Below are 17,080 nucleotides of genomic sequence, written 5' to 3' on the forward strand. Positions count from 1 at the left end.
ATTATGGCTGAAGAACTTGCCAATGTTGACGAGCCGTCATACGACGTCAGTAAATTAGAAGGCGTAGAAAAAGCGGCCATCTTGCTGCTGAGTCTTTCTGAAGAAGACGCCGCCCAGATATTGAAACACTTAGAGCCCAAGCAAGTACAAAAGCTCGGTACTGAAATGGCAAAAGTGGACGATATGACGCAAACCAAAATTACGGCGGTTCATAAGCACTTTATCGAAGAAATTCAGAATTACAGTACCATTGGCTTCCAAAGCCAAGACTTCGTTAAACGTGCGCTCACAGCCGCGTTAGGTGAAGATAAGGCCGCAAACCTAATTGATCAAATCCTGATGGGAAGCGGTGCAAAAGGCCTAGACTCATTGAAGTGGATGGATTCTAAGCAAGTAGCCAGCATTATTCGCAATGAGCACCCGCAGATTCAAACTATCGTATTGTCTTATTTAGAGCCTGAACAAAGTGCTGAAATATTGGCGCAGTTCCCTGAAAAAGTGCGACTCGACTTGCTAATGCGTATAGCAAATCTAGAGGAAGTTCAGCCGGCTGCACTACAAGAGCTGAACGAAATCATGGAGAAACAGTTTGCAGGTCAAGCGGGTACACAAGCAGCAAAAATGGGCGGCCTGAAGTCTGCAGCGAACATTATGAACTACCTAGATACCGCGATAGAAGGTCAGTTGATGGATGCTATTCGCGAGCAAGACGAAGAGATGAGCCAGCAAATTCAAGACCTGATGTTTGTATTCGACAATCTAGTCGATGTAGACGACAAGGGTATTCAGGCCATACTGCGCGAAGTACAGCAAGACGCGCTGCTTAAAGCCATTAAAGGTGCTGACGAAGAGCTTAAAGACAAAATTATGCGCAACATGTCTAAGCGTGCTGCTGAAATGCTTAATGATGACTTGGAAGCGCTTGGTCCTGTGCGTATTAGTGAAGTGGAAACTGCGCAGAAAGAGATCCTTTCTGTTGCCCGTCGACTTTCTGACTCTGGTGAAATCATGCTTGGTGGTGGCGGCGGCGAAGAGTTCCTGTAGGAACGTTAGTCCCGTCACTCATTCAGCCTAGGTAAACATATGACTGCCAAAAAAAGTTTCAGCGAAAACGAAGTAAATGAAGCTAAAAAATGGGACCTACCTTTCGTTGATGACCCCACTGCACCCCGAGAAAACGAGCCGACCAACGCGTTAAACAAACGTTCAGACTGGAAGTATGAACCGCCTGAAGTTGAGGAAGAGATTAAGCCGCCTACCGCTGAAGAAATAGAAGCTATACGTCAGGCTGCTTATGATGAAGGTTATCAGGAAGGTAAAGAAAAAGGTTTTGAAGAAGGAAAAGCGCAAGGCCTTGAAGCAGGTTTAGCGGAAGGTAAAGAGCAAGGTCACACCGAAGGACTTGAACAAGGGCTTGAAGAAGGCCGCCAGCAAATGACGGCACAAGCCGAAGTGTGGCAAATGCTTGCTGAAAAATTTCACGACCCACTCTCGCAAGCCAACGATGAAACCCGAGATCAATTGGTAAAACTCGCCGTAACTCTTGCAAAAGCAGTTATTAAAACAGAGGTAAGTACTAACCAACAGGTTATAATGCAGGCGTTAAGCGAAGGTATTAAAGCGCTACCAATTAATCAAGCTGACTATCAAATTCATATGAATCCTGAAGATATTGAATTGGTTAAAGAGCATTTTGGTGAAGAGGAAATTACCAAAAAAGGCTGGAATTTGGTTGAAGCACCAGCAATGGAACGCGGTGGCTGTGACATTACCACTGCGCAAAATGCCGTAGATGTGTCGATTGAGCGTCGATGCCGCGACGTTATCGATAAGTTTCTTTTAAACCAAGGTTTATCTAATGACTAGCCCTTGGCATGCCCATTTTGAATCACTTACTAAACAAGTGACATCGCCACCCGTTGTTGCGGCGGGAAAATTAGTCCGGGGCATAGGGCTTACCCTTGAAGCTGTAGGTTGCCAGCTGCCGGTGGGCAGTCAATGTTTAGTGCAAACCATCGAAGGCGAAATAGAAGCTGAAGTAGTTGGCTTTGGTGATGATATTACCTATTTGATGCCCACTGAAGCGGTTCGCGGTATTGTGCCAGGGAGTCGCGTTATGCCGTTAAACCGGCAAAGCGGTTTGCCGGTAGGTATGGGACTGTTGGGTCGTGTGGTCGATGGCAACGGTCAGCCCCTTGACGGACTGGGTGAAATCAATGCCGAAGCGCGAGCTCCCACCACGCGTCCTCCTATGAACCCGCTCATTCGCCGTCCAATCAACACCCCTATGGATGTTGGCGTACGTGCCATCAATGCGTTAAATACGGTTGGCGTTGGTCAGCGTATGGGGCTTTTTGCAGGAAGTGGCGTGGGTAAAAGTGTGCTACTTGGCATGATGACCCGAGGCTGTGAAGCCGATGTGGTCGTGGTTGGGCTTGTAGGTGAGCGTGGCCGAGAAGTAAAAGAGTTTATCCACGAAATACTGACAGAAGAAGAACGCCAACGGGCGGTTGTAGTGGCAGCGCCAGCCGATACTTCACCGCTTATGCGTTTAAAGGGCTGTGAGACGGCGGTAACTATCGCTGAATATTTTCGTGATAAAGGCATGAAAGTACTGCTGCTGATTGATTCTTTAACACGCTATGCCATGGCGCAGCGCGAGATTGCGTTGGCTGTGGGTGAGCCACCGGCCACAAAAGGTTATCCGCCTTCGGTGTTTGCTCGGCTGCCCGCACTAGTAGAACGTGCAGGTAACGGCAGCGAACGACAGGGCTCTATCACGGCTTTTTATACGGTGCTAACCGAAGGTGACGATTTGCAAGACCCCATAGCCGACGCCGCTCGCGCTATATTAGATGGTCACGTGGTGTTGTCGCGAACCCTTGCCGACAGCGGTCATTACCCTGCTATTGATATTGAGGCGTCAATAAGTCGTGTAATGCCTATGGTCGTGAGCGAAGAACATCAATTGATGGCGCGTCGTATTCGACAAGTTTATTCAAACTACAAACAAAACCAAGACCTCATTTCTATTGGCGCTTATGCGAAAGGATCAGACCCGCGTATTGATCTGGCAATTCGCGCAGAGCCTGCAATCAACGCTTTATTGCAGCAAGGGATGAAACAAGTCATACCGTATGACGAGAGCTTAGAAGGCATGGCTGCACTGGCTAAAGGACTGGGGCAAGGCTAATGTATAGTGCTGCAATGCAAGTTAGCTTGCCTATGATCCAGAAGTCGTCAACTTTCCAAAAGGTATCGCATAATGTCTAAACAACTAGAACGTTTAGCCGAATTCGAGCGCGAAAAAGAGCAGCGAGAAGCCCGATACTACAAACAGGCCCAACAGAACGTTAATCAGCAAAAGCAAAAGCTAACCAGTCTTGAGCAGTACCGCATTGACTACATAAAAGGTATTCAACAAACCGGTCAAGCAGGTGTTACCGCCACCTATTATCAGCAGCATTTATCCTTCGTTGGAAAACTGGATAAAGCATGCGAACAACAGATGCAAGTGATTGCTCGTGCACAAATGGCGGCGGATCAGCGAAAGCAACTTTGGCTAAAGCAACAACAAAAAGTGAAAGCTGTTACCTTGTTGCTAGATAAGAAAAAGTTGGCAGAGCAGAAAAAAGAAGCCAGAGCTGAGCAGGCCATGATGGATGAGTTCGCGACCCAACGATTTTTCAGAGCTAAGCGCTCGCCTTTCTGATAATTAGTCGAGCCTCTGCCACTTTGGCTCAACCCTTGCAAAAACCATTTCATAATGTACTAGCGCGACGTAATTACTTTGCAATCGCTACTACGGTAAATCATCGTTTCTTTGAGTTTCATCACACAGTATAGCGTTTGAAATTCAGCGAGGGCGACTAAGGGCCGTAGCGAAAAATCATAGCGATACATGCTGACTAAGTAATGCTAAGTGATTGTAATTAAAGTAAGCATTGGTGGGTTTGCGATGAAATGGCATCAAGTTTTTTGTAATAAAACGCCACGTGAATCATTCGCATCACGATACGTCTTCTTGGTGAAAGACGATTTAAATGTAGGACGGTAGGACAATATGCAACAAGTTGCCGCACATAAAACAGACATTGCCGCATTACCATTCTCTGCTTCTGGTACGGCGAAAGCCGTTGGAACGGGTATCGGAACTCAGCAACAAGCGAACAATGAAAATAACCAAGCATTTAACCGACTTTATCAAGACGCGAAAACGACCAAGTCAGATTTTGTTTTAAACGAAAAAGAAGATCAGGTTGCTCAATCTCGAACAGCAAACCGTTCGGACAGAGCGGCTCCCCAATCTTCAGTCTCCAGTGACACGATCAAAAATGGTAAAGACCGCGATGCGGGACATACGGATTTACCTGTTCGTGACGAAGTGACAGATATTCCAGCTGAGTCTGAAGCTGACTCTCATAATGCAAATCAAGAAGAAAATGCAACGCTTGGTGCACACGAGGTTGCGCAAGGTTCAGCAACGACAACGCAGCCTTCAACTGACGGTGAAAATACCAAGCTCGTTATTGACGACGCTGAAGGCGCCGTTGAACAAAAAAACGTGACCGACGCGCAGTATGTCATTGGAGAAGGCGGCAGGAAAGATGCCGAGGCTGGCGTTATAACCTCACCTGGCACGCCAGACGGAAAGCCAAGCAAAGACGACGGCGAGCCAGACTGGATTGCCTACGTTGAGACGGTAGCCAATCGTTTTGGAAAAAGTGACGAATCTTCAGGTGAATCAGGTACCGCAGAAGATAAGGGTATCTCTGAAGCTGCGGGCGAGGCAGTTAACGTCGTATCTATAAAAGAAAGCGGAAAACTTTGGAAGCTTCCGGAGGATGTGGATGCGAGCGATATGCCATCGGTCATGGCTCATCTTTTGTCGCAACTTAATAGTAACAATGATGGTGAATTAGCCATCGAATCCCTGTCGTCTGAAGCACAACAAACACTCACTGCACTAACTTCACTTCTTATTGGTGGCAACGCTAACAATCAACAGAGTGGAAGTGATAGTGAAGCGAACAATGCGTCTTCAAATGCGCAAACCGATATCAATACTAATTCAGATAAAAAAGTAAAAAATGACAATGAGCTTTCAGCATTAATTGCCAAGCTCATGCAGACTGAGAACACAGAAAATCCTGAGCAAGGTCTAGTGTCAGACACTGAAGCCGCAAATGCATTAAGCGGTATGTTAGAAACGTTAAATGGGCTATCTGAAAGCGGCAAAAAATCAGCCGATGAATCGCTCGTACTAAGTCTACTAGCAGATGAACTTAACAATATTCAGGCAAAATCTCTTGATGACAATCTCGCCGAGGCTCAAGAGTTATTGGCCGAGTTAACTTCAGAGACAGCTGTTGCCGGCAGCGTGGCGGTTAATACAGCAGCATCAAACGACGCTAAGTCAGCATCATCTGAGGGGCTGTTAAACGTTGAAAACAGCGGTGAGCAAACCAAGGTAGTTGATTCTTTTGGTGCTACAGAAATTTCAAGCGACCTGCTTTCAGCGATAAGTGAGCTATCGCCACAAAGCGCGCAAAAGGCAACAGAAGCGTTTGCAGAGCGTGTAGTCGCGGCTCTGCCTGGTGGTGCACAGCAACAAGCGGTGAAGGCTAACATTATCGCTGGCATTAACGAGTTTCAGCAACAAGTCCAGCAAGGTAGAGAGCCTGGCATTGATTTATCAACTATTGTTGCCGATGCCGCAAAAGATGCTGCGGTAAGTGCTGATGTGGTTGCTTCAATGACAGCGCGTGTAGACGGTCAAGCCAGTCAATTCTTAAATTTGATGACGCAAACTCAAGCAAGTGCTCAACACGCTATTGCTGGATTGGTTAATCCAACTGAATCGGTTATGCAGGAAAACTCTCAGCTTCGCGCTGAAGCGTCAAAAACTCAGCAGCAGTTTGAAGGTTTTGATAAAGCGGTCAATATTCATAAGAGCGACGGCCAGCAGCAGCTTGGTGAGAAAATTCGCTGGATGGTTAATGCGCGAAATACCATGGCTGAAATTCGCTTAGATCCTCCCGAGCTTGGCAGTATGCAGGTGAGAGTAAATGTGGCGGGTGACGCTGCAAGCGTGAGCTTTGTTGTGCAATCACAGCAAGCTAAAGATGCGTTGGCCGATGCTATGCCTAAGCTAAGGGATATGCTCTCAGAACAAGGTATTGAGTTAGGCGACGCCCAAGTTAGGAAAGATAGTTCTTCTGGTCAAGAAAATGGCCAGCAACTTGCAGGAAGCAGTCACCAAGGTCAGGGAGCTGGGGATCGTGGAGAAAATGACGGTGTAGACGACACGGATGGCATGCGGGTTATTGAACAGTCGATTTCGCGCGCGGACAAGGGCGGTATAGACTTTTACGCTTAACCACATCCCGTATGAATTATTACCAATAGGTCGCATAGAGAGAATACGTAAACGCTGCTATGTTTTGAATGAAGGGAGTGAGCAGTAGGTGGTATTAGAGGGAAATAGGAAGCGTGAAGACGCAAAAAATTACCCGTACACATATTGTTTTCCTCAAATAATGGCATTGCCATTTTTGACGGAACCTTGATAATACGTTTTTTCCGAGCATTACTGACGAGTTACACATGGCTGAAGAAGAATTACAAGTAGAAGAAGGCGGCAAAAAGAAAGGCAAAATGATGTTGATCATCATTATCGCTGTGGTTCTTTTAGGAGGCGGTGCCGCAGCCTATTTCTTAATGTTTGCAGGCGCTGATGAGCCAGCAGCCGAACAGCTTGCCGAGACTGATGCCGCCGCAGCGGCTGCAAGTGCACCAGCATCAGCAGCAGGGAAGGCTGAAATGGGCACTGCGCTTTACGTAGCGATGCCGCGACCATTTGTTTTTAACGTACCGGGCGCAGGAAGAGACAGATTGGTTCAGATAAAAGTGCAGTTGCTTGTGCGCGGTTCTGACAATGAAGAGCTGGCGAAGATGCATATACCGCTAATTGAAGGGACATTACTACAGGCTTTTAGTACTTCAAACGCAGACGATCTGGTTACCGAAGCCGGTAAAATTGAGCTTCGCGAGCAGGCAGTAACAGAAGTACAAAAAGCATTAAAGGACATTACGGGCAGCGATGTAGTTGAGCGCGTATTGTTCACTGGGTTTGTCATGCAGTAATGCATTGACTAAGTAAGGTAGAAGACGGTGAGTGATTTATTATCTCAAGATGAAATCGATGCCCTATTACACGGGGTAGATGATGTAGAAGAAGAAGAGGTCGGCGGCAGCGACTCTGATGCTTCTACGCTCGAGTACGACTTCTCCTCGCAAGACAGAATTGTGCGTGGGCGTATGCCTACGCTTGAAATAGTTAATGAACGTTTCGCACGTCATATGCGTGTGAGCTTGTTCAACATGATGCGACGTTCAGCTGAAGTATCGATTAACGGTATTCAGATGATCAAGTTTGGCGAATACATTCATACGTTATTCGTTCCAACGAGTTTGAACATGGTGCGCTTCCGTCCGCTTAAAGGCACGGGGCTTATCACCATGGAAGCCCGCTTGGTATTTATTCTGGTAGACAACTTCTTTGGTGGTGATGGACGTTATCATGCGAAGATTGAAGGCCGGGAGTTTACGCCAACGGAGCGCCGTATTATCCAGATGCTGCTTAAAATAATCTTTGAAGATTATAAAGAAGCCTGGGCACCGGTCATGGATGTGTCGTTTGAATATTTGGACTCAGAAGTAAACCCTGCGATGGCGAACATTGTGAGCCCGACCGAGGTGGTGGTCATCAGCTCGTTCCATATCGAACTAGATGGCGGCGGTGGCGACTTCCACGTGTCCTTGCCATACTCAATGTTAGAACCCATTCGCGAATTGCTTGATGCGGGTGTTCAAAGCGATAAAGAAGATACAGACTTACGTTGGAGTAAGGCGCTTCGCGATGAAATCATGGACGTTAAAGTAGCGTTAACTACGCATATGCTAGACGTTGATGTACCGCTTCGCGATGTGATGGAGTTTAAACCTGGCGATATCATCCCTGTGGAGATGCCAGAAACCATCACAGTATTAATTGAAGATTTACCCACGTTCAGGGCTAAATTAGGTCGCAGTCGCGACAATTTGGCACTGAAAATTGTAGAGAAGATTGCAAGACCGACTTCAGTGAAGTCTGAGCTACAGTTATTAACCCGCGGTGGGCGCATTATTGATAATGACGCAGAACTGCAAGTACTCGAAGAAGACCTGTAAGGTAGAGGGGAGTTCCCATGAGTGAAGACGGTATGGACGATTGGGCAGCGGCAATGGCCGAACAAGCCGAATCTGAAGCGGAACAAGAGGCTGGCGATAACGAAGACGTACAAGTTGCTGAACTTGACGAATTAACTGACGACGCGCCGATTACGCAAGAAGAAAAGAAAAAGCTAGATACCATTCTAGATATACCCGTGACTATTTCGATGGAAGTCGGTCGTAGTCAAATAAGTATCCGAAATCTGCTACAGTTGAACCAGGGTTCTGTGGTGGAGCTGGATCGTGTTGCCGGTGAGCCACTAGATGTATTAGTTAATGGCACGTTGATTGCTCATGGAGAAGTAGTAGTGGTCAACGACAAATTCGGTATTCGATTAACGGATGTTATTAGTCAAATTGAGAGAATCAAGAAGCTCAGATAAAACTTCTTATAAAGTAAGGGGTTGCGCAATGCTGCCCCTTTTATTTAGCCAGATAGCTGTCGCGCAGTCGACCCAGTCAATCACCAATCCCACGTCGGTACTGTCAATTTTCCTTTCTTTACTTGTCGTTGTTGGCGTCATTTTCGCTCTCGCTTATGTGATGCGTCGATTTAATGTCACTGCGATGGGGGGAAATCAAATGAAAGTCGCGGCCAGCATGGTTGTTGGCACAAAAGAAAAAATCATGGTGATTCAGGTAGGTGAAGAGCAGCACCTCATTGGTGTTACCAGTCACAACATCTCTCATTTAAGCAAATTAGATAAGAATCTCGATGTGCCTGTGAAAGGTGTGAACAAAACCACAGGCGAGCAACAAAATGGTGCCGATGCGTTTAAACAAAAACTTGTTGCTGCCATGGCGGGAAAGCTCAACCCGAATATAGAAAAGAATAAAACAAAGGAAGAGTCGAGAGATGCGTAAGTTTGCCTGGCTACTTTTAATACTGCCCTTATTACTTCTCGTTGAGCCCGCCTATGCTCAACAGGGGATTTCTGCAGTCACGGTGACAACCAATCAAGATGGTTCTCAAGACTACACCATGACGCTTCAAGCGCTGTTTATCATGACGGCGCTAAGCCTTATTCCTGCGTTTATCATGATGATGACCTCTTTCACGCGTATTATTGTGGTGTTGTCTATTTTGCGTCAGGCGATTGGCTTACAACAATCACCGTCAAACCAGATACTCATTGGCGTTAGTTTGTTTCTATCCATGTTTATTATGGCGCCGGTGTTTGAAGAGGTGAACGAGCGAGCTTTACAGCCTTACCTTAATGAGCAACTCACCAGTTTAGACGCTCTTGAGCAAGCCAAAGGCCCCATGCGCGCGTTTATGCTTTCACAAACAAGGGTAAAAGACCTAGAAACGTTTGTACGGATAGCTGGAGATGAAGGAAAATATGCCGATACCAATGAAGTTCCGCTAACCATCCTTATCCCCGCATTTGTAACCAGTGAACTTAAAACCGCGTTTCAAATCGGTTTTATGCTATTTATTCCCTTTCTCATCATTGACTTGGTGGTAGCGTCTATATTGATGGCTATGGGTATGATGATGCTTTCACCTATGATTGTATCCTTACCGTTTAAGCTCATGTTGTTCGTGTTGGTTGATGGATGGAACTTGATTTTCGGCACGTTGGCGACCAGCTTCGGTATGGGCGTCTAGGAGGGCTTATGTCACCAGAAGTCTTTGTAGAAATACTGCGAGAAGCTATGTTCATGGTTATTGTGTTGGTATCTGCGGTGATTGTTCCAAGCTTGATCGTAGGTCTAGTTGTTGCTGTTTTTCAGGCGGCGACCAGTATCAACGAACAGACCATGAGTTTCTTGCCCCGCTTACTTGTAACGCTTCTCGCGCTGAGTTGGGGCGGAAACTGGTTGGTGCAACAGCTTATGGACTTTACTTTCAGAATGGTTGATATGATCCCGCAGGTTGTGGGATAGAAGGCTAAAGCTGTGGAAGTCGAACTCGCGACCATCAATCAATTCCTTGCAGACATGCTGTTGCCGTTTATGCGCATTAGTGGCTTGTTTGTGGCAATGATTGGCTTAAGTGCTAAATCCATTCCTCCGCAGGTAAGAGCCTTGTTGGGTATAATGCTCACGCTCATTATCATGCCGGTAGTGCCCCCGTCACCCATAGAAAATTTGGTGGATGTGGGCACATTTTTAATCGTTATTCAGCAGTTACTAATAGGCATTGCTATTGGTTTTATATCAATGATGGTGCTCAATACCTTCGTGCTTGCAGGTCAAATTATAGCAATGCAAACCGGTTTGGGGTTTGCGTCAATCGTTGACCCGGTAAACGGTATTAACGTGCCCGCAGTCGGCCAGTTTTATCTGATATTGGCGACTTTGTTGTTTTGGACTTTGGATGGGCATTTGTCCATGATCCAAATGATAGTCATGAGCTTTGAGGCGTTTCCCATAGGCGAAGCATGGTGGACCGGTGAACAGTTTCGCGATATTGCCCATTGGGCCGGCTGGATGTTCATATCGGCAGTGACCCTTTCCCTTGCGCCAATCGTCTCGCTGCTTATCGTGAACTTGGCGTTTGGCGTAATGACCAAAGCTGCACCACAGCTAAACATTTTTAGTATTGGTTTTTCCATTGCTCAAGTAATGGGGTTACTGATTATTTGGATAACACTTGATAACTTTACTGCACACTTCGAAACCCAATGGTTTAGAGCCGAACAGTTTATGTGTGAACTATTGAATATTTGTTCGTAGGAAAACATGGCAGATTCAAGCGAAAAAACAGAAGACCCCACGGGGAAAAAACTCGAAGATGCCCGAAAAAAAGGGCAGCTAGCTCGTTCCCGTGAACTCTCTACGACCCTAGTACTTATCGTCAGTGCTTTTATGTTCTTGTTTGTGGGCGGGTGGATTGCTGAATCTGTTTTTAAACTTACTCAGAGAATGTTCATTCTCTCTCGTGACGAAACCTATGATATCACCCACATGTTTGGCGCATGGGGTGAAGCCTTTTCGGCTGTGGGTCCTGCCGTGCTGTTATACATGGTTGTGGCAATGATAGCGGGCATTTATGGCTCTATCGCCCTTGGCGGTTTTAACTTTACCTGGGAAGGTGCAAAACCTAAGGGGTCAAAAATGAGCCCTATTCAAGGCTTCAAGCGTATGTTCGGCATGAACGGCTTGGTTGAGTTACTCAAGTCTATAGCGAAAGTGGTGGTCATAATCGGTATGGCCATCGGGGCGTTACTGTTCTTTGAAGATGAAGCGCTCCACCTTGATATGGACCTTTATCCGGGAAACATCTTTCACGCACTCGACATGCTTAAGTGGGCGTTTCTTATTCTGGTGTGCGGCATGATCCCTATCGCGCTCATTGATGTGCCTTATCAAATGTATAAGCACAACAAAGAAATGAAGATGACCAAGCAAGAGGTTAAAGACGAACGGAAAAATGCGGAAGGCGACCCTATGGTTAAAGGCCGAATTCGCCGTCTACAATATCAGGCTGCAACCAAGCGCATGATGCAGGAAGTACCACAAGCAGACGTAGTGGTGACTAACCCGACCCATTTCTCGGTTGCTATCAAGTATGATGAGAAGGGAGTGAGGGCGCCGGTTGTGGTCGCGAAAGGTGCTGATGAACTAGCCATGCACATCAGAAAAATTGCTACCGCCAACGATGTGCCGTTAATTCCTTCTCCTATGCTTGCCCGCGCCATTTTCTACTCCACTGAAGTGGACGACGAAATTCCTAACGCTTTATTTATGGCGGTAGCGCAGGTGCTCGCACATGTTTATCAGTTAAAAGCGCATAGAGCAGGTAAGGGCAAACGTCCTAAGCCACTTAAACGGGATTTGCCTATCCCACCAGAGTACCGACACTAACCCAACCGCTAAATGGGTGAAAATTGACTTTGAAGGTGGGGCATAGGTATGTGCCCCGAACCAACAGTTCTACCAGCGCGCTAGGGTTCCTCTCACATCCACATGAACAAAAGGCCCGTGCGCCGCATTAGCACCGTAAATACCAAGCCCACCGACTCTTGGACCGAAAGCGCCTTGTTTAGACATGTTTGATATAAAGTTCGCGAGCCATACCGCGTCTTCGCGGTTTACCACACCGTCTTTATTGAGGTCATCCATCACCCCATCTTTCGGTGACTGATCGATATAGAAATCCGCTGCGCCACCCCAAACGTGACGGCTGTACTGAACATTGCCAATAGCTTTGTTGTAGAACGGAGTGCGATATCCACTCATTATGGTTAACCCTTCAACAGCATGCCCTTCGTCATTTAAGGTGTGCAGTATTTTTTCCAGTTTCAACAAAAGGCCTGCTCGCAAATGTACATATTTGGGAAATCCTTGTTGCTGCTTGGATAGAAATTGACCTAGGGTGAAATTGGGCGACAACCTTACGTCCGTTTGTTCTGGCGATACTTCAATAAGTCCTGATGGGGGTAAATAAATGGGATTGTTTTTTAAAGGCTTATCAGGATATTTACCAATTGTGTACCCGTTTAACTTACCTGTTTTGTCTACCTTTTCCAAAGATGTCATCACAAAGACGTTGAGCGTCGCAGTTTCACCTGACTGCGCGTTGGTGGTTTTAAGTACATAGTGCCCTGATTTCTTAGGTGCCATTATTGGCGCTTTCCCCACAACCCCGCTAACTATTGGAAGGTTCGAACTCGTCTTTAGTGCCTCACCGTTCGCTTGGTGAAATTGAAAGTTCCCAGTATGGCTTTTGTTGTCAAACTCAACAGTGAACGTCTTATTCGGCATTACGAAAATAGAGAAAATAGGGTGGGGGACCGTATTTCCATTAATATCAAGCTTAGAGTTGAGCATGTCATTGTCAAAGGAGAACGCATCACTGGCGCGCACTACAGTTAAAAGAGCAATCAGTACTAACAAACACTTACGCACGTTTAAACTCCTTTAATTTCTCAATAATATGGCTGTCCCGATTGTATGCATCGCGGCGAAATACAATGGTTCCTGCTTCATCTGCAAACGCTGTGAAGTACACAATAAGAACCGGTATCGGTTTCTTCAAATACAGTGTACTGGTCTCTTCACTTTGAAGTAATTGCTCAGCTTGCGGTATTGCCTCTGTCTGGCCTGAATGAGTGAGTAACCATTGAGACAGCTTCAAAGGGTTGGAGACTCTGATACAGCCAGAGCTGAAGTTCCTTTCTAATTTCGAAAAAAGGCTGTGATCGGGCGTGTCGTGAAGATAAATGGCATGCTTATTTGGAAGCATGAATTTCACTTTACCAAGGGCATTGTGCGGTCCGGGCTTTTGTCTGAGTGTATAGTGAAACGTACCACGGCTAACATTTGTCCAATCAAACTCATCGACAGGGCTGAAGCCGCTGACACCGGCGGGCTGGGCTTCGTAACCTTGCTCAACCAATAAAGAAGGATTGGTTTTTAATTTCGCCAGCTTGTCTTTAGTGGCTATACTGAAAGGCACGGTCCAGTAGGGGTTAAACACCATATACTTCATTGATTCAGCGAAAACCGGCGTTTGCCTCACTGGTGTACCGACAATCACAGGCATTCCCAATGTTTCTTCACCTTCAGTAAATCCTCTCAACTGAAACGACGCAATGTTAACGCGTAAATATGTTGACCAAGTTTGATGAGGGAGCCAGCGCCAACGCTCTAAGTTTGCATCAATTCTTTCTAACCAAGAAAACGTGGTGGCATTTAATGCTTCTAAAGTGGAATTTCCCACGATACCATCTGGCTCTACGCCCGCAGACATTTGAAACTGCTTAACCGCGTCCAGTAAATCTTTATCGAATAACTCTGAATAGGTGCCTGGCCCTAAAAGACGAGACTTCAGCAACACAACTCTTTCGCTCGTTGAGTTCAGCTTAAGTGTTGGGCCAACTGGAATTTGTGTGGTAACTGTAGAAACTGCCGTGAGTAAACTACGCTTTTTTTCTAACAGTAACTGGTATTCATGGTGTGATGGCCACATGGCCCGCAATGTTGCAGAAACACCGTTAGTTAATGCGTGATTTAGCGATGCCACAGGATCCGCTTCTCTTTGCTTAAGGAACCACTGCGAATCTGCATTGGCGGGGCTAACAAGCCCATTTAATCGATGCAGAGTTTGACTGATGAAGGCATCGGTTGCTAGTACATCTAAGAGTGCCGTGTTGGCGTCGCGACTTTCGAGCATTGATGCGTGGTAATACTCGGGCGAGAAGCCATGTAACTCTGAATCAGCAATTTCATGGAGGAGTTCCTGAAGACGGTTTTCAGCATCACTAGTACCAAACCATATAAGCTGGTAGCCCTGTTGAGTGTAGACCTCGCTTACCAAAACTCTATTGTGCACACGAGATGGGTTACTATTTTGTGAACCGTATATCTCCACTGAATCAACTAGCAAATTCTCCACGCGCTGTCGTAAGTTAGGTTGTTTAGATGCATGAGCTACATGACTAAAAGTCAGCATGATGACAAGGCTGACCCAACAAAACGTTGCAACACGGTTTTGTAGTACTACCATGAATAATCCTTTTAAAACGAAGAGTAGGCCCTAGGAATAGTGACGTAATTATAAACTGTTCGTATGCCCCTCGGATACAAAATCTTAATCGCCCTATACAAGTCACTGTAGACAGTAATCACGCATGATTACAGCTCAGATTTGGATAACTTTTGCGTAAAACACAAAGCTGGCACGTTAGTTGAAAACTCACTAGAAGATTCACATAAAGCGTCAATTTTCTGATAGAGAGACACCAAGCCATGCAGTTATCCGGTTATCTTCAGCGATTCGATAAAAATCAGCTGCAAAATTTTACCAGTGGTTTAGGCGCACCCATCGTCCTTTTGGCAATTATGGGCATGGTTATATTGCCTATGCCGCCATTCTTACTGGACGTGCTGTTTAGCTTTAATATTGCGTTGTCGCTAGTCATTATCTTGGTGGCTGTACTTACCCAGCGTCCAGTAGATTTCGGCATTTTCCCCTTGGTGTTACTTATCGCTACCGTTTTGAGACTAGCGCTTAACGTGGCTTCTACTCGCGTTGTCTTACTTTACGGACATGAAGGCGGCGATGCAGCAGGTAAAGTTATCGAAGCCTTCGGTGAGGTCGTGATTGGTGGTAACTACGCCGTAGGTATTGTTGTTTTCGCCATTCTTCTTATTATCAACTTTAAAGTTGTAACCGCAGGCGCAGGACGTATTTCAGAAGTAAGCGCTCGCTTTACGTTAGATGCTATGCCCGGTAAACAAATGGCCATAGATGCTGATTTAAATGCAGGGTATATTGATCAAGACCAAGCACGTAAACGCCGTGAAGAGATTACCGCAGAAGCGGATTTTTACGGGTCGATGGACGGTGCGTCAAAATTTGTAAAGGGTGATGCGGTCGCAGGCCTTTTCATCATGCTGATTAATATTGTTGGTGGTCTTTTTATTGGCATGATTCAGCACGGGCTTTCATTCGGTAACGCTATAGAAATCTACACCATATTGACCATCGGTGATGGTTTGGTGGCGCAAATTCCTTCATTGTTACTTTCGGTCGCTACAGCCATTATCGTTACTCGTGAAAACGAGACCCAGGAAATGGGCAAAGAAATCCGCGGTCAGCTTGGTAATAATCAAGCCCTTTATATAGCCTCGGGAGTTCTATTTGTGATGGGTATCATTCCTGGGATGCCTCATATCGCATTCTTAGGGTTCTCATTCTTGATTGCAGGCTTTGCTTACTGGCAGTCGGTCCAAGAAAAGAGAAAGGCCGCAGAGCCCAAAGTGCCAGACAATGTGGTAAAAGATGAATCGGTTGCGCCTGAAGTGAAAGAGCTTGGCTGGGATGATGTTCAGCAGGTAGATACCATCGGATTGGAAGTGGGCTATCGCTTAATTCCTCTTGTCGATAAATCCCAAGGTGGCGAGTTGTTGACGCGCATTAAAGGTGTACGTAAGAAACTATCGCAAGAGCTGGGTTTCCTTATTCCGCCTGTTCACATTCGCGATAACTTGGATTTAGAGCCCAATACTTACACCATCGCTATGCTAGGCGTAACGATAGGCGATTCCATCATTAGTCACGATGAAGAACTTGCTATTAATCCAGGGCAAGTGTTCGGTAAATTAGAAGGGCGTGCCACTAAAGACCCCGCTTTCGGCTTAGACGCAGTATGGATTAAGCCCAATAAACGGGAGCATGCACAAACCCTTGGGTACACAGTAGTAGACGCTGCGACCGTTGTAGCGACCCATTTAAGCCAATTACTCTCTAACAATGCATATCAATTATTAGGGCACGAGGAAGCGCAACAACTTCTTGATATGCTTGCCAAGCAGCATCCGAAATTGGTTGAAGGATTAGTACCAGACATTCTTCCGCTAAGCACCGTCGTGAAAGTACTGCAAACCTTATTGTTTGAAGGCGTGCCTATTCGCGATATGCGTACAATCGTGCAAACACTCAGTGAGTACGGCACGCGCAGCCAAGACCCCGATGTTTTAGTGTCCGCAGTGCGTATTGCCCTTAAACGTTTAATCGTCCAAGAAATTACGCAAGGTGCAAAAGAGATACCTGTCATAACCTTGGCGCCAGAGTTGGAACAGATGTTGCACCAGTCACTTCAAGCAGGTGGCGAAGATGGCGCTGGCATAGAACCAGGTCTGGCAGACAAGCTGCAAAAATCATTGCAGCAAGCCAGTCAGCAGCAAGAGTTAGAAGGAGAGCCTGCAGTACTCCTTACCTCAGGCATGCTACGACCCGTTCTGTCTCGCTTCTTAAAATATTCGGTTGTTGGGCTTCATGTTCTGTCTTACCAAGAAGTGCCTGACGACAAACAAATAAAAATAGTCAGTTCGGTCGGTCAATAATCTGACA

At 46.2% G+C, this 17,080-nt stretch carries 16 protein-coding genes; 14 read left to right on the forward strand and 2 right to left on the reverse strand.

The features are described 5' to 3' along the window. Positions 1-3: 3 nt before the first annotated feature. The 13 genes from fliG to flhB all read left to right on the forward strand — a co-directional run bounded on the left by fliG (position 4) and on the right by flhB (position 12,087). Complete coding sequence (fliG, locus tag WA381_RS02350) at positions 4-1,044, forward strand: flagellar motor switch protein FliG (protein ID WP_014975903.1); 1,041 nt, start codon at positions 4-6, stop codon at positions 1,042-1,044. Positions 1,045-1,083: 39 nt separating this feature from the next. Beyond that, on the forward strand, positions 1,084-1,866 hold the full coding sequence (fliH, locus tag WA381_RS02355; protein WP_156086063.1) for a flagellar assembly protein FliH: 783 nt from the start codon (positions 1,084-1,086) through the stop codon (positions 1,864-1,866). After that, a complete protein-coding gene (fliI, locus tag WA381_RS02360) occupies positions 1,859-3,193 on the forward strand; it encodes a flagellar protein export ATPase FliI (protein WP_014948634.1) in 1,335 nt (444 codons plus the stop codon). The genes fliH and fliI overlap by 8 nt, the downstream gene beginning before the upstream one ends. A 72-nt stretch (positions 3,194-3,265) precedes the next feature. Beyond that, a complete protein-coding gene (fliJ, locus tag WA381_RS02365) occupies positions 3,266-3,712 on the forward strand; it encodes a flagellar export protein FliJ (RefSeq protein WP_014948635.1) in 447 nt (148 codons plus the stop codon). Between the two features lie 351 nt (positions 3,713-4,063). Beyond that, complete coding sequence (locus tag WA381_RS02370; RefSeq protein ID WP_156086064.1) at positions 4,064-6,379, forward strand: flagellar hook-length control protein FliK; 2,316 nt, start codon at positions 4,064-4,066, stop codon at positions 6,377-6,379. A gap of 227 nt (positions 6,380-6,606) precedes the next feature. Further along, positions 6,607-7,146 (forward strand): flagellar basal body-associated protein FliL, encoded by a 540-nt coding sequence (gene fliL / locus WA381_RS02375; protein WP_156086065.1) that lies wholly within the window; start codon positions 6,607-6,609, stop codon positions 7,144-7,146. Positions 7,147-7,173: 27 nt separating this feature from the next. Then, positions 7,174-8,232, forward strand: a complete 1,059-nt coding sequence (gene fliM, locus WA381_RS02380; RefSeq protein WP_014948638.1) for a flagellar motor switch protein FliM — start codon at positions 7,174-7,176, stop codon at positions 8,230-8,232. Positions 8,233-8,249: 17 nt separating this feature from the next. Further along, complete coding sequence (gene fliN, locus WA381_RS02385; RefSeq protein WP_014948639.1) at positions 8,250-8,657, forward strand: flagellar motor switch protein FliN; 408 nt, start codon at positions 8,250-8,252, stop codon at positions 8,655-8,657. Positions 8,658-8,685: 28 nt separating this feature from the next. Further along, positions 8,686-9,138 carry a flagellar biosynthetic protein FliO gene (gene fliO / locus WA381_RS02390; protein ID WP_014948640.1) on the forward strand — a complete coding sequence of 151 codons (453 nt, stop codon included), beginning with the start codon at positions 8,686-8,688 and terminating at the stop codon, positions 9,136-9,138. Beyond that, positions 9,131-9,886 carry a flagellar type III secretion system pore protein FliP gene (gene fliP, locus WA381_RS02395; protein WP_014948641.1) on the forward strand — a complete coding sequence of 252 codons (756 nt, stop codon included), beginning with the start codon at positions 9,131-9,133 and terminating at the stop codon, positions 9,884-9,886. Before fliO ends, fliP begins: the two co-directional genes overlap by 8 nt. An 8-nt stretch (positions 9,887-9,894) precedes the next feature. Next, a complete protein-coding gene (fliQ, locus tag WA381_RS02400; RefSeq protein ID WP_012517675.1) occupies positions 9,895-10,164 on the forward strand; it encodes a flagellar biosynthesis protein FliQ in 270 nt (89 codons plus the stop codon). 12 nt (positions 10,165-10,176) lie between these two features. Further along, positions 10,177-10,956 carry a flagellar biosynthetic protein FliR gene (gene fliR / locus WA381_RS02405; protein WP_014978604.1) on the forward strand — a complete coding sequence of 260 codons (780 nt, stop codon included), beginning with the start codon at positions 10,177-10,179 and terminating at the stop codon, positions 10,954-10,956. A gap of 6 nt (positions 10,957-10,962) precedes the next feature. Next, positions 10,963-12,087 (forward strand): flagellar biosynthesis protein FlhB, encoded by a 1,125-nt coding sequence (gene flhB / locus WA381_RS02410; RefSeq protein WP_156086066.1) that lies wholly within the window; start codon positions 10,963-10,965, stop codon positions 12,085-12,087. A gap of 69 nt (positions 12,088-12,156) precedes the next feature. Here the strand turns inward: flhB and WA381_RS02415 are convergent, their stop codons facing one another. Next, positions 12,157-13,131, reverse strand: coding sequence for a D-Ala-D-Ala carboxypeptidase family metallohydrolase (locus WA381_RS02415; protein ID WP_156086067.1), 975 nt, complete (start codon positions 13,129-13,131; stop codon positions 12,157-12,159). Further along, positions 13,124-14,731 carry a L,D-transpeptidase family protein gene (locus tag WA381_RS02420; protein WP_156086068.1) on the reverse strand — a complete coding sequence of 536 codons (1,608 nt, stop codon included), beginning with the start codon at positions 14,729-14,731 and terminating at the stop codon, positions 13,124-13,126. The genes WA381_RS02415 and WA381_RS02420 overlap by 8 nt, the downstream gene beginning before the upstream one ends. Before the next feature lie 242 nt (positions 14,732-14,973). Here WA381_RS02420 and flhA point away from each other — a divergent pair, with 242 nt between their 5' ends. Continuing rightward, positions 14,974-17,073, forward strand: a complete 2,100-nt coding sequence (gene flhA / locus WA381_RS02425) for a flagellar biosynthesis protein FlhA (protein ID WP_039224872.1) — start codon at positions 14,974-14,976, stop codon at positions 17,071-17,073. The last annotated feature ends 7 nt before the right edge of the window (positions 17,074-17,080 follow it).

The sequence above is a fragment of the Alteromonas sp. CH_MED4-4 genome (assembly GCF_037029575.1).
GTDB classification, from domain to species: Bacteria; Pseudomonadota; Gammaproteobacteria; order Enterobacterales; family Alteromonadaceae; genus Alteromonas; species Alteromonas macleodii.